General features: G+C 72.3%; 14 protein-coding genes. 4 read left to right on the top strand and 10 right to left on the bottom strand.

The window, feature by feature from the left end; translation table 11 throughout:
* Positions 1-33: 33 nt before the first annotated feature.
* The 7 genes from ACWD0J_RS16035 to ACWD0J_RS16005 form a co-directional block, all read right to left on the bottom strand.
* Positions 34-747, bottom strand: a complete 714-nt coding sequence (locus ACWD0J_RS16035; RefSeq protein WP_451496415.1) for a glycoside hydrolase family 12 protein — start codon at positions 745-747, stop codon at positions 34-36.
* A 43-nt stretch (positions 748-790) separates the two neighbouring features.
* On the bottom strand, positions 791-3,139 hold the full coding sequence (locus tag ACWD0J_RS16030; protein WP_451496414.1) for a glycosyl hydrolase family 95 catalytic domain-containing protein: 2,349 nt from the start codon (positions 3,137-3,139) through the stop codon (positions 791-793).
* Positions 3,139-5,103, bottom strand: a complete 1,965-nt coding sequence (locus ACWD0J_RS16025) for a beta-galactosidase (protein ID WP_451496413.1) — start codon at positions 5,101-5,103, stop codon at positions 3,139-3,141. Before ACWD0J_RS16025 ends, ACWD0J_RS16030 begins: the two co-directional genes overlap by 1 nt.
* Entirely contained in the window at positions 5,103-7,313 is a 2,211-nt protein-coding gene (locus ACWD0J_RS16020; RefSeq protein WP_451496412.1) for a WD40/YVTN/BNR-like repeat-containing protein, read from the bottom strand. Before ACWD0J_RS16020 ends, ACWD0J_RS16025 begins: the two co-directional genes overlap by 1 nt.
* A gap of 124 nt (positions 7,314-7,437) precedes the next feature.
* Positions 7,438-8,388 (bottom strand): carbohydrate ABC transporter permease, encoded by a 951-nt coding sequence (locus ACWD0J_RS16015; RefSeq protein ID WP_451496411.1) that lies wholly within the window; start codon positions 8,386-8,388, stop codon positions 7,438-7,440.
* Complete coding sequence (locus ACWD0J_RS16010; RefSeq protein ID WP_451496410.1) at positions 8,385-9,482, bottom strand: ABC transporter permease; 1,098 nt, start codon at positions 9,480-9,482, stop codon at positions 8,385-8,387. Before ACWD0J_RS16010 ends, ACWD0J_RS16015 begins: the two co-directional genes overlap by 4 nt.
* Positions 9,483-9,486: 4 nt before the next feature.
* Entirely contained in the window at positions 9,487-11,175 is a 1,689-nt protein-coding gene (locus ACWD0J_RS16005) for a Tat pathway signal sequence domain protein (RefSeq protein WP_451496409.1), read from the bottom strand.
* Positions 11,176-11,568: 393 nt separating this feature from the next.
* Here ACWD0J_RS16005 and ACWD0J_RS16000 point away from each other — a divergent pair, with 393 nt between their 5' ends.
* Complete coding sequence (locus tag ACWD0J_RS16000; RefSeq protein ID WP_451496408.1) at positions 11,569-14,406, top strand: glycoside hydrolase family 3 C-terminal domain-containing protein; 2,838 nt, start codon at positions 11,569-11,571, stop codon at positions 14,404-14,406.
* 123 nt (positions 14,407-14,529) lie between these two features.
* Here the strand turns inward: ACWD0J_RS16000 and ACWD0J_RS15995 are convergent, their stop codons facing one another.
* From ACWD0J_RS15995 to ACWD0J_RS15985, 3 genes are all read right to left on the bottom strand, one after another.
* Positions 14,530-15,975, bottom strand: a complete 1,446-nt coding sequence (locus tag ACWD0J_RS15995) for an aldehyde dehydrogenase family protein (protein ID WP_451496407.1) — start codon at positions 15,973-15,975, stop codon at positions 14,530-14,532.
* Between the two features lie 257 nt (positions 15,976-16,232).
* Positions 16,233-17,903, bottom strand: coding sequence for a PucR family transcriptional regulator (locus tag ACWD0J_RS15990; protein WP_451496406.1), 1,671 nt, complete (start codon positions 17,901-17,903; stop codon positions 16,233-16,235).
* Positions 17,904-18,026: 123 nt separating this feature from the next.
* Positions 18,027-20,165 carry an ATP-binding protein gene (locus ACWD0J_RS15985; protein WP_451496405.1) on the bottom strand — a complete coding sequence of 713 codons (2,139 nt, stop codon included), beginning with the start codon at positions 20,163-20,165 and terminating at the stop codon, positions 18,027-18,029.
* Between the two features lie 274 nt (positions 20,166-20,439).
* Between ACWD0J_RS15985 and gabT the strand changes: the two genes are divergently transcribed.
* The 3 genes from gabT to ACWD0J_RS15970 all read left to right on the top strand — a co-directional run bounded on the left by gabT (position 20,440) and on the right by ACWD0J_RS15970 (position 23,830).
* Positions 20,440-21,774, top strand: coding sequence for a 4-aminobutyrate--2-oxoglutarate transaminase (gene gabT, locus ACWD0J_RS15980; RefSeq protein WP_451496404.1), 1,335 nt, complete (start codon positions 20,440-20,442; stop codon positions 21,772-21,774).
* A gap of 237 nt (positions 21,775-22,011) precedes the next feature.
* Positions 22,012-22,824, top strand: coding sequence for a phosphatase PAP2 family protein (locus ACWD0J_RS15975; protein ID WP_451496403.1), 813 nt, complete (start codon positions 22,012-22,014; stop codon positions 22,822-22,824).
* A gap of 97 nt (positions 22,825-22,921) precedes the next feature.
* Positions 22,922-23,830, top strand: a complete 909-nt coding sequence (locus ACWD0J_RS15970) for an SMP-30/gluconolactonase/LRE family protein (protein WP_451496402.1) — start codon at positions 22,922-22,924, stop codon at positions 23,828-23,830.
* Positions 23,831-24,003 lie beyond the last annotated feature (173 nt).

Raw genomic sequence — 24,003 nt, 5'->3', positions numbered from 1 at the left:
TCGCGAGGAGGGCGGCGCCGGCTCGGGCTCGGATCAGCTGCTGCTGACCGTCAAATTGTTGGTGGCGAAGTCCAGGCCGCCGGACGACGAGGTGATCTCGAAGCCGAACTGGACGTCTCCGATGGTCTCGTTGCCCATCCAGCCCTTGGTGTCCTTGATCCACTTGAGGATCGGCAGGATGTTCACGGTGCCGGAGGACGAGTTCGAGGTGCGGATGAACGAGAAGACCTCGTTGGCGCCGTTGGTGCCCTTGTAGACGGTCCAGGTGTGGCCGCCGAGCGTCACGTTGCCCTGCGAGGTGCCGAGGGGGCCGACGGCTCCGGTCTTGTTGACCCAGAGCATGATCTCGTAGTCGTAGTCGGTGTCCCAGATGTCGTACGAGGTGTTGTACGCGCCGGACGACGGGACCGAGACGTTGTAGCTGCTGGAGAGCGAACCCAGCGAGGTGATCGTCTTGTTGATCACCTTCTTGGAGTTCGGGTAGGACTTGATGCCGCCGGTGTTGGGGTGGTTGGCGTTGACGCCCCAGTTGGTGCCGGAGTTGGCCCAGATGCACTGGCTGCCGGCGCCGGAACCCCAGATGTTGTTGTAGAGCGTGTAACCGTTGAGGCTGGTGTTGCCCCACTGGTCGCAGGAGCTCCAGACGGCGGCCGAGGCGGGGGCGGAGGCGAGTCCGACGGTGACGCCGAGGGCCATCGCCGGGGCGAGCAGGGCCATGGTGGCCTTGCGGAGTGTGCTCTTTGCCATGGTGTCCCTTTCCATGGGTGGGGGGAAATGCGGGGAGGGGGAGTTACCACGTCCTCAGCGTGAGGACGTGGTCTTCTCCGGCGACGAGGTCGAGCGGTCGTGCGCCGGAGGAAGTCCGGAGTTCGACGCGGTGGGTACGCGTGGGGCGTAGCACCGCGGTCGCTTCTCGGGGGCTCCAGGTGAGGTCGAGTTCCGCGCCGAACCGGGTGCGGACGCCGAGGAGCCGGCCGCTCGGGCAGGTCGGCGGCGGCGCGGGCAGCAGGACCAGCCGGTCCGGGGTCGACTGCACGAGCATCTCGATGAGCACGGCGGGCAGGGTGTGCGCGGCGTCCGCGTTGTAGACGTCACGGTTCGGGTAGTGCGCGCTCATCAGCGAGGCGTGGAAGAAGTCGCCCTTGAGGACCTGGCCGAGGGCGTGCGCGACCCGTTCGCCGTCGCGCAGCCGGGCGGCGACCAGGGCGTGGTGCAGGTGCCCGTGGGCCGAGTCGTTCTCGGCGCCCCGCAGTTCGAGCGCCCGGTGGGCGGCCGTGGCGAGGTCCGGGGTGTCGTACGGGTTGATCTCGTCCAGCGGCCAGACGCCGTAGAGGTGGCTGAGGTGGCGGTGGTCGTAGGTGTCGTCGAGACCGGGCCGGGCCCACTCGGCGAGGGCGCCGTCGGCGTTGATCCGGTGGGGCGGGAGGCGGTCGGCGAGCGCCCGCCAGGCATCCGCCCGGTCCGGGTGGTAGGCGGCGGCGGTGCGCAGGGCGTGGCGGGCGGCCGAGAGGTCCATGGCCGCGTCGACCGCTCCCCAGCCGGCGTTCGCCGGGCGGTTCTCGGGCGAGTAGGAGGGGACGACGGCCAGGTGGCCGTGTTCGTCGGTGCGGGTGAGGAAGTCCTCGTAGAACAGGGCGACTTGGGCGAGGACGTGGGCGGTGCGCGGGTCCTGTTCACCGCGGGCCTCGTCGTGGTCGACGAGAGGCTTGAGGAGCCAGTCGGCGCCGGCGGTCCACAGGTGGAGCGGGTACTCCCGTCTGAAGTGGTAGCTGAAGCCGGACTCGCCGTCGGTGTGGGAGGGCGCGACGACGCCTCGGGCGCCGAAGATCGCGCGGGCGTTCTCGGCCCAGTCACCGAGCTGACGGTAGATCAGCGACGCCTGGGCCTCCGTGACTTCGGGGAGGGCGGCGGCCGCGGCGGAGGCGGTCTGGAGGTTGAGGTTGGCGTTGGTGGTGAACGCGCCCGACCAGGCCGTGTTCCAGTCGCCGGTCCACAGGCCGACGAGGCGGGGCGGCAGCATGCCGCTGGCGGAGAGCAGGTGGTAGCGGCCGGCGGCGAAGAGCCGTTCCAGGAGGGCGGGGCTCTCGGGGCGGCCCAGCAACTCCGTTCCACAAAGGGCCCGTTCGGCCGGGTCCGCGTCCAGGTCCAGGGTCACCCGCCGGTAGGCGGCGCCGTGTGTCGCGGTGTGACCGGCCAGGAGGCGGGCGTAGGGGTCCTCGCCGTCCGGGATCAGGTCGCCGAGGGCACGGGCGTGGGCGAGGGCGTCCGGCTCGGCGGCGGTCGCGTGGCCGGCGGTCAGGGCGTCGGCGGTCAGGGGGTCGGCGGTCAGGGGGTCGGCGGTCAGGGGGTCGGCGGTCAGGGGGTCGGCGGTCGGTGCGCCGGCGGCGGGCGCGTCCGTGTGCCACGCGCCCGGTTTCGGAGCGCCCGGGTGGCGCAGGACGCGGGTGAGGAGCAGCACCGACTCGGCGCCGGTGACGCGCAGCCCGGGAGGCGTGAGGGTGGTCCGGCCGCCCGTGACCGCGATCAGCGTCACACCGGTGTACGCGCGGTCGCTGCCGGGGTAGCGGGCGCGCAGGGTGAGCAGGGCGCCCTCGGGGGTGAGCACGGCACCCTGGCCGACGGCCAGGTCGTGCGGTGCGCCGGGGAGCCGGTGGTCGAGGGAGATGTCCAGGTCGCAGGCGTCGACGCGCTGGACGACGACATCGTCGGCACGGGAGACGAAGACCCGGCTGCGCCACCCCGGGCACTCGGCCGTCGTCTCGCCGGTGGTGAAGTCGACGCAGCGGCGGTACGCGCGGGGCTCGCGGTCCCGAGCCGGCCTGCGCAGCCGTATCTGGAAGGCGGGGTGGAAGGGCTGGACCCACTGGAGGTCGCGGCCGTCGGTGAAGGTCTCGGCGGCGGTCGGCTCTCCGGCCAGCAACCGGTCCTGGAGGGCGGGGAGTTCGGCGGCGAGCTCGGGCGGGCGGGCGTGTTCGCCGCCGTTGGGGCGGACCAGGGTGTGGTGGGTGACGATGACCCGCTCGTCGTCCGGATCGCCGAACGCGAGGGTGCCGTGGCGGCCGTTGCCGCTCAGGTAGGCGTCCTCCCAGCGGGCGGCGGGCCGTGGTTCCCAGGTGCCGTGGACGGGTCCGGTGCTCATCACGTCAGCACCGCCACACCGTAGCGGCCGAGGGTGATCTCGTCCGTCACCGTCGTGTCCGTGAGGAGGTCCCGGTGGGTGCCGGGCACCCCGACCGTCACGGACTCGCGGCCGTGGTGGAGGAGGAACAGCAGGTCACCGCGGCGGACCGCCTCGACCTGGGCGGGCAGCGCGTCGAGCACGGGGCGGGCGCCCGCGTCGGCGGCGATCCGGGCGAGCAGGTCGCGCAGCGCCTCCGGCTCGGGCAGCGTCGAGACGTACCAGGCGCGTCCTCTGCGCAGCACGGCCGGCAGACCGTCGAGCTCGCCGCCCTTGTACGCGGCCACCGTCTCGGCGTCCTCGCGCTTCTCGATCTCCTCCGACCACAGGGTGGATCGGAAGCCGTCGCAGTCGGCGTGCTCGCCCGGGTCCAGCGGCCACCACTCGTGCAGGGTGCGGATGCCGACCAGTTCGCGCAGCCGGGCGTCCATGCCACCGGCGCGTACCCGGTCGTCCTCGTCGGCGATGCCGGTGAGGAAGCCGGAGACGAGGGTGCCGCCGCCCCGGACGTACCCGAGGAGGTTCTCGATCGCCGCGTCGGTGAGGGCGTACAGCTGGGGGACGACGACCAGCCTGTAGGCGCTCAGGTCGTGCTCGGGGTGGGCGAAGTCGGTGGTGAGGTGGGCCTCCCACAAGGCCCGGTGCCAGGCTTTCAGGAGTTCGGGGTGGTCGACGTGCGTGGACAGGCGGCCGTCCTGGGCGCCGGCCCACCAGGCGTGCCAGTCGTGCAGGATCGCGATGTCGTGGGCGGTGTGGCTGCCCGCCGCCCGCTCGCCGATCCGCGCGAGGTCGGCGCCGAGCTGCTTGACCTCCTGGTACGTCCGCCCCTCCGGCCCCGCGTGGCTGACCATCCCGGAGTGGAACTTCTCCGCGCCCTGCCGGGACTGGCGCCACTGGAAGTAGCAGACGGCGTCCGCGCCCCGGGCCACGGCCTGGAGGGACCAGAGGCGGTTGAGGCCACGCGGCTTGGGGTGGTTCACGCCCCGCCAGTTGACGGGACCGGCCGCCTGTTCCATCAGCATCCACGGGCCGCGTGCCTGCGAGCGGGTCATGTCCTGGACGAGGGCACCGTTCTGCGCGCCGAGCGGGTCGCGCGGGTCGGGGTAGAGGTCGACCGAGACGACGTCCTCCTCCTCGGCCCAGCGCCAGGCGTCCTGGCCGATCCACAGCGGCATGAAGTTGGTGGTGACGGGGAGGTGCGGGGTGGCCCGGCGGACGATGTCCCGCTCGGCGGCGTAGCACTCCAGGAGCATGTCGGAGGTGAACCGCCGGAAGTCCAGCACCTGGCCGGGGTTCTTCAGGTAGTGCGCGTGACGGGGCGTGTGGATCTCGGCCCAGTCGCCGTAGCCCTGGCTCCAGAAGGCGGTGCCCCAGGCCTCGTTGAGGGCGTCGAGGGAGCCGTAGCGGTCCTGGAGCCAGCGGCGGAAGCGGGCGGCGGCCTCGTCGCTCCAGTCGAAGGTGCAGTACTCGTTGTTGATGTGCCACAGGGTGAGGGCCGGGTGGCTGCCGTAGCGGGCGGCGAGGTCCTCGGTGATGGCGGCGGCGTAGCGGCGGTAGGTGGCGCTGGAGTGCGAGAAGTGCTGGCGTCCGCCCCACCACTCGGTGCGGCCGTCCTGGTCGACGGGCAGGGTGTCGGGGTGCAGGTGCCCCATCCACGGCGGGGGCGAGGCGGTGGGGGTGGCGAGGACGACCCCGATGCCGTTCTCGTGCATCAGGTCCATCAGCCGGTCCAGCCAGCCGAACTCCCGTGCCCCCGGGCGCGGTTCGAGCTTCGCCCAGGAGAAGACGCCGAGGGTGACGGAGTTGACGCCGGCGTCCTTCATCAGGCGGACGTCCTCGTGCCAGGTCTCCTTTGGCCACTGCTCCGGGTTGTAGTCGCCGCCGTAGAGGATGCGGCCCCGGGTCGTGTCGCGCAGCGAGGGCATCAGACCGGCTCCCCGTACTGGATCCCGCGTCCGTTGGTGGCGAGGTACACGCGGCCGTACACGCGCGGGTCGCCGGTGATGACCTCGCCGGTCCAGCCCCACTGGTGCTGGTCGTCGTTGATCCGCACCCAGGTCTTCGCCTCGTCGTCGGAGCGGTGGACGGCGGTGATGGTGTCGGTGGAGCCGACCTGGTAGAGGGCGGGGTACCGCGCCCCGTCGGCCGCCTTGCCGAAGCCGAGGGTGTAGGAGGCCCAGCAGCTGTCGACCTTCGCGAAGGTGGCCCCGCCGTCGGTGGACCGGTAGAGCCCGTTCCACTTCGCGCAGAGCCACAGGTCACCGGACCGGCCCGGCGCCGCGACCACCCTGAACTGGCTGTCACCGGCGGGCAGTCCGGTCGCCCGCGCGGTGAACGTCCGGCCGCTGTCGGTGCTGGCGAGCAGCGTCCCCGCATCGGTGTCGTACGCGTAGAAGAGCGCCGGGTCGGCCGGGTCGGCGACCGGTGCGGCGCCCTTCGGGAAGGAGGGGACCTCGGACCAGGTGGCGCCGTTGTCCGCCGAGCGGTGGGCGGCGTACTTCGTGCCGTCCCAGTGCACGAAGGACCACAGCAGCACGCTGCCGTCGGCGTTGGTGGCGATCGGCCCCGGCGCGTCCTTGGCGATGGCGGGCTGGGCCTTGAAGGGCGCCCAGGTCTGCCCGCCGTCGTGCGAGGAGGCGCCGTTGCCGTGGTCGCCCCAGCCGGCGCGGACGACGTACGCCGGTCTGCGCGCGGCCTGCGCGAGGCCCGTCGCCGACCCGAAGACGGGGTTCGTCGCCATGCCGCGCGACGGGGACGCCGTGAGCCGCTCGTGGTACATCACGCCGATGTCCCCGAGTCCGCTGAGCAGATGCGCCTTCCCGGCCGGGGGCGAGATCAGCTGGCGCACGGCCGACTCCTCCAGGCCGCGGATCTGCGGAGCCCAGTTCTTCAGGTCCCGGGTGCCGTAGAGGGTGGCGCCGGTGCCGTAGACGACGTGCTTCGAGTCGTACGGGTCGACGGCGACCGCCTGGATCCACCAGCCGAACTTGGGCTGGTCCCCGCCCCACTTGAGGAAGGGCGTCTCGGACACGTCGAACACGGCGGTGTCCTTGAGGGACGTCCAGGTCCGGCCGCCGTCGGTGGTCCGGTACAGGGTGTCGACCGCCGCCCAGCGGTTGTTGGTGGAGACGACGACGGTGCCGGGCCGGCGGGCGTCGACGGCGATGCCGCCGTAGCCGAAGCTGTCGGCGGACCCGTCGCTGGTGGTCCCGCCCGGCTCGACCGGCGTGACCTCGGTCCACTCGCCGTCCGTGGTGCGCAGCTTGTGCACGCTGCCGTCGGACTGCCCGTTGGGGCCGGGCGCGTTGGCGTACGACACGTACAGCTCGCGGGTGTGCCGGTCGTACCCGGCGCGGATCGGGACCTTGGCGGCGGTGCCGGCGGGCTGCCCGGGGACGGCCTCCCAGGTGGTGCCGTCGGCGGTGCGGTACAGGTTGGCGGCCGTCCCGTCCGCGTCGCCCCAGCCGGCGTACAGGGTGCGGCCGGCGGCGACGAGGAGGGTGACGCCCTGGCCGGTGGCGCTGGGCGTGGCGGGGAAGCCCACCGCTGTCCACGTGGCGCCCCGGTCGGTGGACTTGAGGAGCCCGTCGTGCCGGGTGCCCAGCCACAGGGTGTCGCTGTCGCGCGGGTCCACCAGGAGCCGCTCCCCCGCGCCCCGGCCGTCCTCGTTGGCGCCGAGCTTCACGGTGAGGTCGGTGCGCGTCCAGGTGACACCGCGGTCCTCGGAGCGCAGGACCGCGCCGTTGCCGGCCCAGGACTGGGCGTAGGTGCCGAGGGCCAGGTAGACGCGGTCGGGGTGGACCGGGTCGACCGCGATCGCCTCGACCCCGAGGAGGTTCCAGTCGTCCCAGCCGAGGTGGTCGGTCAGCGGGGTCCAGCGGGCGGCCCGGTCGTCCCAGCGGTAGGCACCGCCGATGTCGGTGCGGGCGTAGGCGAGACCGCGGACGGAGGGATGGAAGAGGACGCCGGTGACGAAGCCGGTACCGCCGATGACAGCGGTGCGCCAACGGTACGCGGGGGCGCCGGCGGTCCCGGCGGCGTGCGCACGTCCCTGGCTCACGGGGACGGCGGTGAGCGCGGCGGCGGCCGCGGTTCCGGCGAGAACGGCACGCCGGCTCAGGGGTGACGTACGCATGACGGACCTCGATCTGCAAGGAAGGGGAAGTGGACGCAACCTCAGGGCGCGGGGGACCGCGCGACCGGCCGCGACGCAGCCGCAGCCGCCGGACAGCAGAAGTACCCCGCTGGGTGGGCGCGGGTCAGCCCTTCACCGCGCCCGTCAGCATGCCCTTCTTGAAGTGGCGCTGGACGAAGGGCGAGACGACGGCGACGGGGAGCAGCGCCAGCACCATGACCGCCATCTGGACGCCGAGCGCGGACAGCTGGCCCGTCTTGATGGCCTGGCTCATGCCGACCGGGGGTTCCTGCTTCTGGACGAGCTGGATCATGACGTTCTGCAGCGGCATCATGTCCTGATCGCTCAGGTAGAGCGACGCGTTGAACCAGGCGCTCCAGTAGCCGACGGCGTAGAAGAGCGTGATCACCGCGATGACGGCGCGGGAGAGCGGCATCACGATCTGCCACAGGATCCGCCAGTCCCCCGCCCCGTCGATCCGCGCGCTGTCGGTGAGCTCCGGCGAGATGCTCATGAAGAACGCCCGCAGGACCAGGATGTTGAAGACACTGATCGCGCTCGGCAGGATCAGCGCGAGATACGTGTCCGTCAGCCCCAGCGACTGCACCAGCAGATACGTGGGGATGAGACCGGCGCCGAAGAACATCGTCGCGAGCAGGAGCATCAGGAACCAGCGGTGCCCGACCGACCCCAGGCGGGAGAGCCCGTACGCGGAGAGGACGGACACCGTCATCGAGAACGCCGTGCCGACGAGGGTGACGCCCAGGCTGACGAGGGTGGCGCGGGTGACCTGGCCGCCGCTCAGCAGCTCCTGGTAGGCGACGAAGGTGATGTCCTTGGGGATCACCACCAGGCCGCCGGCCTCACTGATGGCCTGCTTCGAGGACAGACTGGTGACGACGACGATCCACAGCGGGAACAGGACGGCGAGGCAGGCGAAGGCCAGGACGATGCCCTTGCCCGCCAGTCCGGCCGGGTTGGGCTTCTCCTCCCAGACGGGCCGCGGCGGGGCGGCCCAGCGTCCGGGAGCCTTCGGGGCGGGGGCCTTGGGCCGTTCCTCGGTGACAGCGCTCACTTCTTGTACACCCCCTGCTCGCCCATGAGATGGGCGACCTTGTTCGCGGCGAGGACGAGTCCGAGACTGACCACGCCCTTGATCAGACCCGCCGCGGCCGCGTAACTGAAGTCCTGGTTGCGGACGCCGTTCCACCACACATAGGTGTCGAGGACTTCCGCCGCGCCCGGCCCCACCGCGTCTCTCTGCAGCAGGATCTGTTCGAAACCGACCGTGAGCGCGTCACCGACACGCAGCACCAGCAGCAGGGCGATGACCGGTCGCAGCGCGGGCAGCGTGACGTGCCACATCCGGCGCCACCGGCCGGCCCCGTCCATCGCCGAGGCCTCGTACAGATCGGGGCTGACGGAGGCCAGCGCCGCGAGGAAGACGATGATGCCCCAGCCGGCGTCCTTCCAGACGCCCTCCGCCGTCACCAGGAACTTGAAGATCCCCGGGTCGGTCATGAGGTCGAAGCCTTCGTAGCCGTGCTCGCGCAGGGTCTGCGCGATGATGCCGGCGCCGCCGAAGATCTGCTGGAAGACGGTGATGACCAGCACCCAGGAGAAGAAGTGCGGCAGGTAGAGGATCGCCTGCGACACCGCCCGCACCCGAGGCCGGATCACGCTGTTGATGAGCAGCGCGAGCACGATCGGGATCGGGAAGAAGAGCAGCAGTTGGAGGGAGAACAGGACGAACGTGTTCTGGACGGCGTCCCAGAACGCCGAGTCCTCGAAGATCCGCGAGAACTGCTCGAAGCCGACCCAGGGGCTGTGGAAGATGGCGACGAAGCCGTTGTCGCTGACGTACGGGTCGTACTCCTGGAAGGCGACGACGTTGCCCAGGATCGGTATGTAGTTGAAGACCAGGACCAGCAGGACGGCCGGCAGGGTCATCAGGATCAGCGTGCGGTCCCGCCTGAGGCGGGTCCTGAGGGTGCCGCCGTTCGCGGCCTTCTTCAGGGCCTTCTTCTCGGCCTTGGAGACCCCGGGGGGCTTGGCGGCCTTGGCGGCCTTGGTGGAGTTGCTCCCTTTGGCGGAGGGTTCGGCGGTGTCGTCCGTCGTCGACGACGGCGCCGTGCGCGCGGCGGCGCCCGGAGTGGTGCTGTGTGCCACTTCGTCACCCCTGCGCGGATCCGCTGTCGTCCAGCAGCTTCTTGTACCAGTCCCGCAGCTTGTCGCCGCCCTGGCTCTTCCAGTCCGACACCGCCTGCTGCATGTCGCTGATCTTCTTGCGGCCGCGGACGATGTCGTCCTCCAGCTGCTCGAAGTCGTTGGAGAGGTTGGTGTAGCGGGCGGGTTCGGTGACCTGCATCCCGAAGAAGGGGGTCTTCTTGGCGAAGGCGCCCATCCGCTGCTGCCACTCCACCTGTTCCTTCGCGATGTCCGGGAAGTCGGGGTGCGCGATGGTCGGGGCGGGGCTGGCGAGCATGACGAAGGCGTTCAGGACCTCCTGGTTGCCCTTGTCGTTCTTGGTCGGCACCCCGTCCTTGAGGGTGTAGTGCGTGCCCTCCACCCCGTAGTTGGTGAGCATGTACTCCTTGGTGCCGTACGGGGCCGCGGTGACGTTCGCGGCGGCCAGCACGTCCTGGATCTTGGCCTTCGACGCCTTCTTGTTGACGAAGGCGAAGATGCCCGCGGGCGATACGGCGAACAGCTCGGGGTCGCCGCCGTCGTGGCCGAAGATGTCCATGCCCGCGATGCGGAATTCCTTGTTCTGGGTGGACTGTTCGGCCATCTTGCCCCACCAGTCCGCGATGTTCCCGTTGTACATCAGGACCTGGCCGTCGGTGAAGCGCTGGCCCGCGGTGCCCTGGTTCTGCGCCTTGGTGTCGGGATGGACGACGCCCGCCGCGTAGAGCTTCCGCGTCCACTCCAGCGCTTCGAGGTACTCGTCGGTCTCGACGCGGTAGATCAGCTTGCCGTCGACCAGGTTCCAGCCGAGCGGCTTCTCGGCGCCGCCCAGCGCACCGAAGATGTTGAAGGCGGACCACTTCATGTCGTCGCAGGCCCACACCTTCGCCTTGGCGTTGGTGATCTCCTTGGCGAGGGCCAGGAACTCATCGGCGGAGGTGGGGAGTTCGTACCCCTCCTTGTCGAAGACGTCCTTGCGGTAGAAGGGCACGGTGGCCGGGGTGGTGGGCGCGGGCATCGGCAGCCCGCGCAGCTTGCCGCCGAAGATGGAGTACTGCCAGGCGTCCGTCGGGATGGCCGCGAGGTTCGGGTACTCCTTGACCTTGTCACCCGAGAGGTACGGGCCGAGGTCGGCCATCTTGCTGATGATGGCGCTGGGTATCTTGCCGCCCATGTTCCAGCTGGGGATCACCACGACGTCCGGCATGTCACTGGAGGCGAGGACCGCGCCCAGCTTCTCGTCGTACGTGTTGCCGTCCTGGTTCTGCCAGACGATGTCGGCGCCGATCAGCCCGTTCATCGTCGTGTAGTAGGGATTGCCGCTCCTCGGCGGCGTTCCCCAGAACGGCGACATGATCTTGATGGTGCTGCCCTTGCCGAGCTTTTGTGGCACCGAGGTCTTCAGGTCGGCCAGAGACAGCTCGCTGGTGAAGCCGGCGGCGGAGCCGTTCTTCGCCGGGATGTCCGGCGTCACCACGTTCTGCGCCACGAAGGCGGGAAGGATCTTCTTCGCGTTCTTGCCCGCGGTCGTGCCCTCCTTGGAGCCGCCGTCGGACCCTCCGCACGCGGCAAGCAGCGGCATCCCGCCCGCCACCGCTGCGGTGGCGACCGCGGTGGAGGCGAGGAAGCTTCTCCGGCTGGGCCCGGAGGAGGCGGAAGCGGCGTTCGGCGTCATTGCGTCAACCCTTCATGGCGCACCAGGACACCCGGCGGTGGAGCCGTCGGCTGCGGTGTCTTGTGTGGAACTGGCTGAGCCGAAGCGGTTCTGGGAACCTCGGGCCTCGAAGAACGCGCGCCGTCCTGGCGGGCAGTCCTCGCAGCGACTGGTCGAAGTAGTCGAAGCGCTTCGATGTTGCTGCGAGGTTAAGTGAACACCCAGGGGTACACAAGGGTCGTTCCCAAGATTCCTCCGAGGTGTGAGGGAAGGAACCGGGCTCTTACGCGACTTGAAATGTCGGTCAGGAGTCGGAGTTGTTGCCCGGGAGTGTCTTGACACCCACCCCCGGATCGAATGAGCATCGAAGCGCTTCGAAAGCGCTTCGTCGCTCCATCGCAAGGGGATCCCCACGTGACCGCACAAACGCCGCCTACGCCGCCTTTCCGCGATCCGCGCCTGTCGTTCGCGAAGCGCATCGACGACCTGCTGTCGCGGCTGACCCTGGACGAGAAAATCACCTTCCTGCACCAGTTCACCCCGGCGGTGGAGCGGCTCGGCGTCGCCGCGTTCCGCACCGGCCAGGAGGCGCTGCACGGCGTGGCGTGGATGGGCCCGGCGACGGTGTTCCCACAGGCCGTGGGCCTCGGCGCGACCTGGAACACCGAGCTGGTACGCCGGGTCGGCGAGGCCGTGTCCGAGGAGATTCGCGCGATGCGCGCCCGCGACGAGCGCGTGGGCCTCAACGTCTGGTCGCCGACGGTGAACCTGCTCCGGCATCCGCTGTGGGGCCGTAACGAGGAGGGCTACGCGGAGGACCCGAAGCTCACCTCGGCGATCGCCACCGCGTACACGCGCGGCCTGCGCGGTGATCACCCGACGTACTGGCGCACCGCGCCGGTCCTCAAGCACTGGCTCGCGCACAACAACGAGACGGACCGGGACACCGCGTCGAGTTCGGTCCGCCCGCGCGTGCTGCACGAGTACGACCTGCGGGCCTTCCGGGAGACCGTCGAGGCGGGCGCGACGGCGGGCGTGATGCCGGCGTACAACCTGGTCAACGGGCGCCCCAACCACGTCTCGCCGTACCTCCGCACCCACCTGCGCGCCTGGACCGACGAGGAGCTGCTGGTCTGCTCGGACGCGGGCGCGCCCTCCAACCTGGTCGACTCCGAGCACTACTTCGACACCCACGAGGAGGCCACCGCGGCCGCGGTCCTCGCCGGCGTCGACAGCTTCACCGACCACGGCACGGACAGTTCGAAGATCGTCGCCCGCGTCCGGGGCGCCCTCGCGAAGGGGCTGCTGACCGAGGCCGACCTCGACACCGCCGTGCGCCGCCAGCTCTCGGTGCGGTTCCGGCTCGGCGAGTTCGACCCGCACGACGACCCGTACGCCGGCGCCCGGGACTTCGACACCCCGGCGCACCGGGCGCTCGCCCAGGAGGCGGCCGAGCAGGCGATCGTCCTGCTCAAGAACGACGGTGTGCTGCCGCTGGCCGCGGACACCCGGATCGCCGTGGTCGGTCTGCTCGCCGACGAGTGCAAGCTCGACTGGTACAGCGGCACGCTCCTGCACCGCTCGACCCCGCTGGAGGGCCTGTACGAGCGGTTCGGCGCGGAGCGTGTGGAGTTCGCGGAGGGGGTGGACCGGGTCCTGCTCAGGACGCGTGCGGGTACGTTCCTGCACGTCCCCGAGGCGGCGGACGCGGCCGACGAGGTGCGCGGCGCCGAGGGCGCGCTGGACCCGGCCCTGCTCGCGGGCCGCACCGACCTGCCCCCGCTCAGCGCCGAGACCACCGGCACCGAGTTCGCGCTCGTCGACTGGGGCGAGGGCGTGCTGACCCTGCGCGCGCCGGACGGCCGCTACCTCTCGGTGGCCGAGGACGGCCGCCTCCGCGCCTCCGCCGACCAGCCCGGCGGCTGGGTCGTCCAGGAGACGTTCCGTCTGGAACCGCACGAGAACGGACACCTCCTCCGGCACGTCGGTACGGGTCGCCACGTCTCGGTCGCCGCCGACGGGGTGAAGGTTGCCGACGAGAATCCCGAGACGTTCGAGCTGATCATCGTCGAACGCGGCGAGGACGCGGTGGCCCGGGTCGCGGCCGAGGCCGACGTGGTCCTGGTGGTCGCGGGCAACGACCCGCACATCAACGGCCGCGAGACCGAGGACCGCACCACCCTGCGCCTGCCCGCCCAGCAGGAGCGGCTGCTGCGCGCCGCCCGCGCCGCCAACCCGGCCACCGTGCTCGCGCTGACCTCCGCCTATCCGTACGCCGTCGACACCACCGCCCTTCCCGCGGTGCTCTGGACGGCCCACGGCGGCCAGGCGGCGGGCACCGCGCTGGCCCGGGTCCTGGCCGGTGACGTCTCCCCCGCCGGCCGCCTGCCGCAGACCTGGTACGCCGACGACGCCGACCTGCCCGACCTCCTCGACTACGACGTCATCGGCGGCCGGCAGACGTACCTCTACTTCGAGGGCACGCCCCTGTTCCCGTTCGGGCACGGCCTGTCGTACGCGTCCTTCGCGTACGGCGATCTCGCGGCGCGGGCCGGCGACGGGGTCCTGCACGTCTCCTTCACGGTCACGAACACCGGTGACATGACGGCCGACGAGGTCGCCCAGCTCTACACGCGCGCGGTGGACCCGACGGTCCCGCGCCCGCGCCGCGAGCTGGTGGCCCATCGCCGGGTGACGCTCGCGCCGGGCGAGCGGGCGGACCTGGCCTTCGAGGTGCCGCTGTCCGCCCTGGAGTTCTGGGACGTGGCACGGGGCGGCTGGCGCCTGGAGCCGGGCTCCTACGACGTTCTGGCGGGCGCCTCCAGCGAGGACGTCCGTCTGCGGACGACGGTGCTGCTCGACGGGGAGCCCGCCGCCCCGCGTGCCGTGCTCGAACGCGGCCTGGACGCGGCCGACTTCGACGAGCAGAGCGGCGTCGACATCGTCGACCGCACGAAGGCGGCGGGCGACGCGGTGACGGCGGCGGCGGGACGCACGGGTGAACTGGTCTACCGGGCCTGCGACTTCGGCGGCGGGGCGACCCGGGTGGCCGTGTCGGTGGCGGGCGAGGGCACGGTCGAGATCTCCCTCGACGGCGGCCCGGCGCTGGCGGTGCTCACGGCCGGGGCGTCCGGCTCCGGACCGTACGACTACACCACGCTCGGCGCCGGTCTGGCCGCCGAGGGCGTGCACGACGTGCACCTCAGGCTGCGCGGCCCGTTGCGGCTCGCGCATGTCGGCTTCTCCGGCTGAGGGTCCGGACAGGCCGGCACAGAGAAGGGGCCCGGCACCGGAAGGCATCGGTGCCGGGCCCCTTCGGGGAGTCTATATGAAAATGGTTCCCATGAGCTGGAGAGGGCCGGAAGCGGCCCCGGGTCAGAGGGCGAGGCCGGTGAGGACCAGCACCCGCTCGTACGTGTAGTCGTCCATCGCGAACCTCACGCCCTCCCGACCCACACCGGACTGCTTGACACCGCCGTACGGCATCTGGTCGGCGCGGTAGGAGGGCACGTCGCCGATGACCACACCGCCGACCTCCAGGGCGCGGTGGGCGCGGAAGGCGGTCTGGAGGTCGTGGGTGAACACGCCCGCCTGGAGGCCGTACTTCGAGTCGTTGACGGCGGCGAAGGCCTCCGCCTCCCCGTCCGCCTTCCGTACGGTCAGGACGGGTCCGAAGACCTCCTCGCAGGAGATCGTCGTGCCGGCCGGCACGTCGGCGAGGACGGTCGGCGCGTAGGCGGCGCCGTCGCGCTTGCCGCCGGTCAGGAGGGTGGCCCCGGCGTCCACGGCCTCCTGCACCCACGCCTCGACGCGCCGGGCGGCGTCCTCGCTGACCAGCGGCCCGACGTCGGTCGCGTCGTCGCCCGGGTCACCGGTGACCTGGGCCTCGACGGCGGCGACGAGGCGCGGGAGGAGACGGTCGTACACGGACGCGTCGGCGATGACCCGCTGCACGGAGATGCAGGACTGGCCGCCCTGGTAGTTGGAGAAGGTGGCGATGCGGGTGGCGGCCCAGTCGAGGTCGGCGTCGGAGGCGTAGTCCCCGAGGACGACGGCGGCGCCGTTGCCGCCCAGCTCCAGGGTGCAGTGCTTGCGCGGCACCGAGTCCATGATCGCGTAGCCGACCTTCTCGGAGCCGGTGAAGGAGATGACGGGCAGCCGCTCGTCCTGGACGAGGGCGGGCATCCGGTCGTTCGGGACGGGCAGGATGCTCCACGAGCCGGCGGGGAGGTCGGTCTCGGCGAGCAGCTCACCGATGACGAGGCCGGAGAGCGGGGTGGCGGGGGCCGGCTTCAGGATGATCGGCGCGCCGGCCGCGATGGCCGGGGCGACCTTGTGGGCGCACAGGTTCAGCGGGAAGTTGAACGGCGCGATGCCGAGGACGACACCCTTCGGGAAGCGGCGGGTGAGGGCGAGACGGCCCTGGCCGCCGGCGTCGGTGTCGAGCCGCTGGGCCTCGCCGCCGTTGAACCGGCGGGCCTCCTCGGCGGCGAACCGGAACACGGACACGGCCCGGCCGACCTCGCCGCGGGCCCACTTGACCGGCTTGCCGTTCTCGGCGGAGATCAGCCGCGCGATCTCCTCGGTGCGCTCGGCGAGCCGCTTGCTGACGTGGTCGAGGGCGGCGGCGCGCACGTGGGCCGGGGTGGCGGCGAAGTCGTCGCGGACGGCGTACGCGGCGGCCACCGCCTCCTCGATCTGGGCGTCGGTCGGCACGGCGACGTCGCCGACGACGCGGCCGTCCCACGGGGAGGTGACGGCGAAGGTGTCCTCGCCGGTGGCCTGGCGGCCGGCGAGCCAGAAGGCGTGGGTGGACGTCATGTGAGTTCCGGCCCTTCCTCGTTGGGGTGTGTGCTTCGGGTGTCGGGGTCCACGGTAGGGCGGGGGCGGGCGGGGGGTGTTTGGCCGCGGTGGAGTGGTCGTGGCTGAAGGTGCGCCGGTACGGCGGGGTGGGAGTAGGGGCAGGAGTGGGCGGGAGGTTCCTCGCCCCCGTCGCCCCTACCCGTTTCCGTCCCAGGGGGCTCCGTCCCCTGGACCCCCGCTCCTCGGACGCCGGAGGGGCTGGCTCATCAGGCTCCTCACTCCGACGTCGTCGCCTTCAGCGCCAGCCACAGCTCCATCCGCACATCGGGGTCGTCCAGCGACCGTCCGAGGATCTCCTCCACCCGCCGCATCCGGTAGCGCAGCGTGTGCCGGTGGACCCCCAGATCCACGGCCGCCGCGTCCCACTGGCCGTGCCGTGACAGCCATGCGCGCAGCGAGGCCACCAGATCCCCCCGCCCCCGCGCGTCGTGCTCGTGCAGCGCCCGCAACAGCCCGTCCGCGAACGCCTTCACCGCGTCGTCCGCGAGCAACGGCACCACCGAGCCCGCCGCCATCTGCTCGTGCTCCACGCACACCCACCCCCGCCGCCGGGCCACCGACAGCGCCTGTTCGGCCTGCTTGTACGCGGCGGAGGCCGCGATCGGCCCGGCCGGCGCCGACAGCCCGACGACCAGTTCGTGCTCCTCGCCGGCGGCGGCCTGGTCGGCCCGCGCGGCCTCCAGCGCCGCCGCGTACTCCCCGCACGCGGCCACCGCGGCGCCCCCGTCCGCGGCCAGCACCACCAGCCGCCGCGCCTCGTCCCCGCCTTCGGGCACGACCAGCACCGCTTCCCCGGACCGTGCCGCCGCCGACTCGAGGACCTCGGTGAGAGCGCCCAGCGGATCGCCGTGGGTGTCGGCGGCGGCGAGCGTCGCGGCCGTCGCCTTGGTGAGCGGCACGCGCGCGGGTCCGTCCGCCTGCACCCGGGCGGCCGACGCGGCGGACGCCGACTCGGCGACGATCATCCGGAAGGGGGCGTCCAGCAGTTCCCCGTACAGGTCTCCGGCGACCGCCCGCGCGTGGTCCGGCTCCCCCGCCAGCAGCATGCGCAGCACCGCCGCCCCGAGCCGCTGTTCGGCCGCGTGCAGGGACCGCGAGCGTTCCGTGGTGAGCGTCAGCAGGGCGATGGCCGAGTGGACGGCGTACCGCTCGGCCGTGCCGAGAGCCGCGGCCGTGCCGACGGCCAGCGCCGCGCGCGGTCGCCGCCCGGTGCCGAGCGAGTGCAGTTCGACCCGGTCCTCGTGCTCGGGGCCGCCGACGACCGACGAGGCGGGCGCCGGCCGCTCCCGCAGCCGCTCGACGTCCGCGGTCAGGCGGGCGGCCCGGCGGCCGGCCCACTCCGGGGCGGTGGCGACGACGGCGCCCGAGGCGTCGTAGAGCGCCGCCCAGCCGTCCACGTGGGACGCGAGCGCGGCGAGCAGGCCCTCCGGGCCGGCCGCGAGGGTCTGCCTGGTCAGTTCGCGCTGCGCGGCGAAGCCCGCCGTCACCGCCTGGTACTGGTCGGCCGCGATGGCCGCCGAGACGGCCTTGCTGATGGCGAGGAAGGGCGTGCGACGCGGCACCTCCAGCAGCGGCAGCCCCTCCTGCCGGGCCGCGTCGACGAGCGCCTCGGGGATCTCCTCGTAGGTGACCCCGACCGCGAAGCCGAGCCCGACGACCCCGGCCTCCACCAGCCGCTTCACATAGCGGCGCATGGCCTCGGAGTCCTCGGCGTCCAGCTTCAGCGCGGTGATGAGCAGCAGTTCCCCGCCCTCCATGTAGGGCACGGGGTCGGCGAGCTCGCTGACGTGCGCCCAGCGGACGGGCACGTCCAGGCGGTCCTCGCCCGCTCGCACGGTCAGCTTGAGCGGGGAGTGGTGGACGAGCGAGGCGAGCGTGGGGGGCATGGGGCCTTCAGGGATGGGTGACCGTCGTGATCGTGGTGATCTTTTGGCCGTCACGTATGAACGACCTGTGCCGATTGTGCCTCACCGTACGGTCCCCGCGTGACGTCACAGCCTCCGTCCCGCTCACCCCCGCAGGTCCACCAGCAGCGGCGGCGCGTGCTCCCCCTTCACGTTCGTCAGCGACAGCACCGCGTGCCCCGGCGGCACTCCGTGCGCCAGCTCGGACGCGGACCACCGCTCCCGCTCGACCTGCCGCACGGTCACCGCCCGCGCGGTCGCCGCCTTGCCGGTGATCACCCGCCGCACCATGTGCAGCGCCTTGCCGGCCGGCGTCTCGGCGATGATCTGCCGGTCGGTGACGTCCGTCGCCTGGGTCCACTCCTTGCCCCACACCTCGGCGAAGTCCTGTCCGTCCCACGGGGTGAGCCCGGAGAGCGCCATCCGGCATCCGGTGGCCCCGAGCAGCGGCCCGCGCAGCGCCCTCGGCACGTCGTCCAGGGTGCGCAGCGTCAGCACCACCCCGGCGTTGCCCGACCGCAGCCGCTGGATGCCCCGGACCGCCTCCGGGGTCACCACGCCGGTGGCGTCGTCGAGGATCAGGCAGGCGAACAGCGACCGGTCCTCCCGTACCGCGACGCTCGCCGTGAACTGGGCCAGCACCAGCCGCGCCAGCATCCGCGAGGCGTCGGCGTGCCCGCGCTGCGGCAGGTCGACGCGGACCCGCACCGGATGGTCCAGCGCCTTCAGCGAGAAGGGCCGCGTCTGGCCGGACGTGTCGAAGAACCCCGCGAAGGCCGGCCGGTCGAGCAGCGCCACCCGGTCCGCGAGCACTCCCCCGACGTCTCCCGGATGCCCCATCTGCCGTTCCCGCGCGTCCAGTTCCCGCAGCAGCGAATCCTGTCCGGAGTCCTCCAGACCCTTGCGCAGCGCGGCCAGCGGCCCGGGCGCCCCGTCGAGCAGCTGCCGCAGCTCCGGTACGGAGGGGAAGCGGCCGTGCACCGCCCAGAACGGTCCGAGGAGCTGGGCGAGGACGGTGGTGGACCGGCGGGTGTCCCCGCCCTGGTGCGGCTCGGCGAGGTCCCCGACGAGCGCCTCGGCGAGCACCGCCGCCGCCTCGTCCGGGTCGGTCGTCCCGCCGTACAGGTCGAGGTCGTAGACGGATTCCGGGTTCCCGATCCGTACCACGACGTCGTACGCCTCGGTCGGGCCGAGCCCGGCGCCCGCCGCGCCGACCACCACGACCGCGGCCCGGCCGGCGAGCGCGTGCAGGCACAGCGACTCGGCGAGCGGCCGTACGACGGTCCCGGTCTTGCCGGACCCGGCCGGCCCGACGGCGAGCAGGGAGGTGCCGAGCAGGTCGGGCCCGAGGCCGAGGCCGGCACCGCGGTAGGCGTACGGGTTGCGGGCGTCGTCGGCCGTGGTGCCCAGCCGCACCTGGCCGGTGACCAGGTCGTGCCGGGCGAGCCGGCCCGGCAGGTCCCGCTCGCCGGAGGGGTGCGGACAGGCGGCGGCGCCCTCCTGGAGCACGGCGCCGGTGAAGGTGGCGAGGCTGTGCCGGCCGCTGCGCACGCCCTGCCAGGCGCGGCTGATCCGGGCGTGGTCGACGTCCCGCATCAGCCCGGCGCGGGCCTCGGCGGCGAGCCGCTCGGCCGCGTCGACGACCCCGGCGGCCCGCAGCTGGGGCCACTCGGCGGGGTCCTGCTCCGGGGCGGGCGGCCGCTCGGGCGCCGGTGCGGTCCGGTTCCAGGCGGGCGGGCCGAAGCGGCGCCAGATCTCGCCCCAGCGGCCGAGACGCCCGACGACGAGCATGATCGTGAGGGCGATCAGCGTGTAGTAGCCGTACCAGAGGACCGCGTTGCCGACGCGGTCGTCGCTGTGCCGCCAGGAGTCCGGGGTGAACAGTTCCAGGGGCAGCACCCACCAGCCGCCGAGGTAGCCGTTCCACAGCAGCGACCAGACCAGCCAGCCCACCAGGAACGCGATCACCGCCCCGCTGAGCAGCTGCCGCGTCGGGATCTGCTCGGGCTCCTCGTCCGGCCGGGGCGTGTGCCCGAACCGCCACACGCCGGGCGCCGCCTCCGGGCGGGGCGTGCGCAGCCACGTGAGGAAGGCCGAGCCGTCCGGCACACGGCCCGGCATCGGGGGCACGCCCGGTGCCACGGCGGGCCGTGGCGGCATCGCCGGAACCTGAGGGGGCCCCGCCGGACGTGGCACCGGGTTCGCATGCGTACCCCGCGCGTCCTGCGTCCCGTCGCTGTCCATCGCCCTCGCCCTCGCCCCTTGACCAGCCGTTCCGTCCACCGTCAGCGAGTCAATCTAACGCCCTCGCAAGGGGAGTTCACCGCTTACACGGCCGGGTCCCCATCGGCCGGCCCGTACTCCGCTATGTCCACGGCGGACAAGCCGCGCCGCCGAGAACGCCCACATGGAGCATGCCCACCCCTCCCTCCCCGTCCTAGCCTGCGAGAAAAGAAGTCGAGCGTCCTCAGCACGCCCACCCGGAATCTCCGGTTCGCAAGACATCAGGGAGCCCCCCATGACCGCACTTCCGCAGGAGCGCCGCGTCGTCACCGCCATCCCCGGCCCGAAGTCGCAGGAGCTGCAGGCCCGCCGTACCGCCGCGGTCGCGGCCGGTGTGGGCTCGGTGCTCCCGGTCTTCACCGCGCGCGCGGGCGGCGGCATCATCGAGGACGTCGACGGCAACCGCCTGATCGACTTCGGCTCGGGCATCGCGGTCACCTCGGTGGGCGCCTCCGCCGAGGCCGTCGTACGCCGGGCCTCCGCCCAGCTCGCCGACTTCACCCACACCTGTTTCATGGTCACGCCCTACGAGGGGTACGTGGAGGTCGCCGAGGCCCTCGCCGAGCTGACCCCGGGTGACCACGCCAAGAAGTCGGCGCTGTTCAACAGCGGCGCCGAGGCCGTCGAGAACGCCGTCAAGATCGCGCGGGCGTACACCAAGCGGCAGGCGGTCGTCGTGTTCGACCACGGCTACCACGGCCGGACCAACCTCACCATGGCGCTGACCGCGAAGAACATGCCGTACAAGCACGGCTTCGGCCCGTTCGCGCCCGAGGTCTACCGGGTGCCGGTGGCCTACGGCTACCGCTGGCCGACCGGCCCGGAGAACGCCGGTCCGGAGGCCGCCGCGCAGGCCATCGACCAGATCACCAAGCAGGTCGGCCCGGACAACGTGGCCGCGATCATCATCGAGCCGGTGCTGGGCGAGGGTGGCTTCATCGAGCCGGCCAAGGGCTTCCTGCCCGCGATCAGCGAGTTCGCCTCCGACAACGGCATCGTCTTCGTCGCCGACGAGATCCAGTCCGGCTTCTGCCGCACCGGCCAGTGGTTCGCCTGCGAGGACGAGGGCATCGTCCCGGACCTGATCACGACGGCGAAGGGCATCGCCGGCGGCCTTCCGCTGGCCGCCGTCACCGGCCGCGCCGAGATCATGGACGCCGCGCACGCGGGCGGCCTGGGCGGCACCTACGGCGGCAACCCGGTCGCCTGCGCGGGCGCGCTGGGCGCGATCGAGACGATGCGGGAGCTCGACCTCAACGCCAGGGCGAAGGCGATCGAGGCCACGATGAAGGCCCGCCTGGGTGCCATGGCCGAGAAGTTCGACATCATCGGCGACGTCCGCGGCCGCGGCGCGATGATCGCCATCGAGCTGGTCAAGGACCGTACGACGAAGGAACCGAACCCGGAGGCGACCGGCGCCCTGGCCAAGGCCTGCCACCAGGAGGGCCTGCTGGTCCTGACCTGTGGCACCTACGGCAACGTGCTGCGCTTCCTGCCCCCGCTGGTGATCGGCGAGGACCTGCTGAACGAGGGTCTCGACATCATCGAGCAGGCCTTCGCGCGCGTCTGACGGTGCCGCCGGACCTCCGGCGGGTGGCTTCGCCCGTGTCTGTCGGGGTTCGCGCCCGTCCGGACGGACGCCTGCGCGCCCATCTGACGGGGCGTCCGCACACCTGATTCCGCCGACGGCAGACGGTGTGAAGAAGGTGTGCGGGGTGGATGGCGGGACGCGATGGAGCCTGTCCTCGGCCCATCCCCTGGCGTAGGTTCTACCCAGATGAGAGATACACCCCGCCCACAGGGGACTGTGGGCGAGTTCAGGCCGGGGCCTCCCCAGCTTCGACCTGGTCGTGCCCTCGCGCACACAAACGGAGCCTCTGGTTCCGGATCTCCTCACCGATCGGACAGTCGCCCGCCCCAAACCCCCCGGGGCGCGCGACGCCCCGGTCCCTTCGGCCGCCCCGGAACCACCCCCCCTGTTCCGGGGCGGCCGACCTCCCTCTTGCGCCTTCTCGGGCTCCTCGGGCTTCCCGCTCTGCTCTTCGCGCTGATCACCTGGCAGGTCGTCGCCGACGGCCCGCTGGTGCGCGCGGACGAGCGCGTCAGTCGCGCCCTGGTCCACCCGGACCGCTTCTCCGAGTTCCTCGCCGACCTGGGCAATGTCCAGGTGGCCGTGCCGGTCCTGGCCCTCGCCCTCATCTGGGCGGCCTGGCGCTCCCGCCGCACCGGTACAGACCGGTGGTGGCTCCCGGCCGCCGCGGCGGCCCTCCTGATGGCCCTGGTGCCGGCCCTGGTCATCCCGCTGAAGGAGCTCACCGCCCGCCCCGGCACCCCCGTCATGCCCCCCGGCACCGGCTACTTCCCCTCCGGCCACACCGCCACGGCCGCCATCGCCTACGGCTCGGCGACCCTGCTCCTGCTGCCATGGCTGCGCACCCACGCCCGCCGGGCCCTCGTCGCCCTGTGCGCCCTCCTCGTCCTGGGTGTCTCCTTCGGTCTGGTCCGCCGCGGCTACCACTGGCCCCTGGACGTGGTGGCCGGCTGGTGCCTGTGCGCGGTGCTGCTCGCGTCGCTGCGGCTGTTCCTCGCGAGGGCGACGCCGGACCGACCGGGGCGGTGACCGCCACGGCGGCCCCGCCGGGTACGCCTCGGCCCGGCCGGCCCTCCGCCCGCGTTACGTTGAACGCCATCCCGGTCCGCCCCTCCGAGAGGACACCATGTCCGCCGACGGCCTGTACGAGATCCTGGACGACCGCTTCCGTACCGGACGCTGCGCGAACGGCGACAGCAGGCTGGAGGTCCTGCACGCCGACTGCCGCTGGGCCGAGGGCCCGGTGTACCTTCCCGCGTGGCGCCAGGTGATCTGGAGCGACATCCCGAACGACCGCATGCTGCGCTGGGACGAGGCCACCGGTGCCGTCGGCGTCTTCCGCGCCCCGGCCGGCCACAGCAACGGCAACACCCTCGACCGGCAGGGCCGCCTGGTCACCTGCGAGCAGGGCAACCGCCGCGTCACCCGCACCGAGCCCGACGGGACGGTGACGGTTCTGGCCGACCGGTACGCCGGCCGGCGCCTCAACAGCCCGAACGACTCCGTCGTCCGCTCCGACGGCACCATCTGGTTCTCCGACCCGGACTTCGGCATCACCAGCGACTACGAGGGCCACCGCGCCGAGTCCGAGATCGGCGCGTGCCACGTGTACCGGATCGACCCCGCGACGGGGGACGTGCACCTCGCCGCCGACGGGTTCGAGGGCCCCAACGGCGTCATCCTGTCCCCCGACGAGCAGCGGCTGTACGTCTCCGACTCGCGGACCGCCCGGATCCGCGTCTTCGACGTCCGCGAGGACGGCACGCTGTCCGGCGGGAAGGTCTTCGCCGAGGGCCGGGGCCGTGTCCGCTTCGACAACATCCGCTTCGACGACGAGGGCCGCCTGTGGGCCGCCGCCCTGGACGACGGCGTCCACTGCTACGACCCGGACGGCACCCTCATCGGCCGGCTCCGCGTGCCCGAGCCCGTCTCCAACATCGCCTTCGGCGGCCCGAGGAACAACCGCCTCTTCCTCACGGCCACCACCTCCCTGTACTCCCTGGTGATGTCCGTGACCGGGGCACCGCGCGTCTAGCCGGGCCCTCGGCTGGGGCGTGTTCCGAAAGTGGCGCCGTCCGCCCGGAGAGCCGGCCGGGACTTCCGGAACACGCCCCTAGGGCGCGTATCGAGTCGTGATCACGGGGGTGGTCCGGGTGAGATCTCTGATCCAGATCATTGAGGCCCGTAGATGAAGGCCGGCGAGGTAGC

This window comes from Streptomyces sp. NPDC003011 (assembly GCF_053591515.1).
Note: the sequence above shows the minus strand (reverse complement) of the source record. Positions and strands in the feature narration are given on the sequence as shown.

Excerpts from the sequence above, each read along its gene's own strand:
- ACWD0J_RS16035 (WP_451496415.1), bottom strand. The coding sequence starts at position 747 with ATGGCAAAGAGCACACTCCGCAAGGCCACCATGGCCCTGCTCGCCCCG.
- ACWD0J_RS16030 (WP_451496414.1), bottom strand. The coding sequence starts at position 3,139 with ATGAGCACCGGACCCGTCCACGGCACCTGGGAACCACGGCCCGCCGCC.
- ACWD0J_RS16025 (WP_451496413.1), bottom strand. The coding sequence starts at position 5,103 with ATGCCCTCGCTGCGCGACACGACCCGGGGCCGCATCCTCTACGGCGGC.
- ACWD0J_RS16020 (WP_451496412.1), bottom strand. The coding sequence starts at position 7,313 with ATGCGTACGTCACCCCTGAGCCGGCGTGCCGTTCTCGCCGGAACCGCG.
- ACWD0J_RS16005 (WP_451496409.1), bottom strand. The coding sequence starts at position 11,175 with ATGACGCCGAACGCCGCTTCCGCCTCCTCCGGGCCCAGCCGGAGAAGC.
- ACWD0J_RS15995 (WP_451496407.1), bottom strand. The coding sequence starts at position 15,975 with ATGACGTCCACCCACGCCTTCTGGCTCGCCGGCCGCCAGGCCACCGGC.
- ACWD0J_RS15990 (WP_451496406.1), bottom strand. The coding sequence starts at position 17,903 with ATGCCCCCCACGCTCGCCTCGCTCGTCCACCACTCCCCGCTCAAGCTG.
- ACWD0J_RS15985 (WP_451496405.1), bottom strand. The coding sequence starts at position 20,165 with ATGGACAGCGACGGGACGCAGGACGCGCGGGGTACGCATGCGAACCCG.
- gabT (WP_451496404.1), top strand. The coding sequence starts at position 20,440 with ATGACCGCACTTCCGCAGGAGCGCCGCGTCGTCACCGCCATCCCCGGC.
- ACWD0J_RS15970 (WP_451496402.1), top strand. The coding sequence starts at position 22,922 with ATGTCCGCCGACGGCCTGTACGAGATCCTGGACGACCGCTTCCGTACC.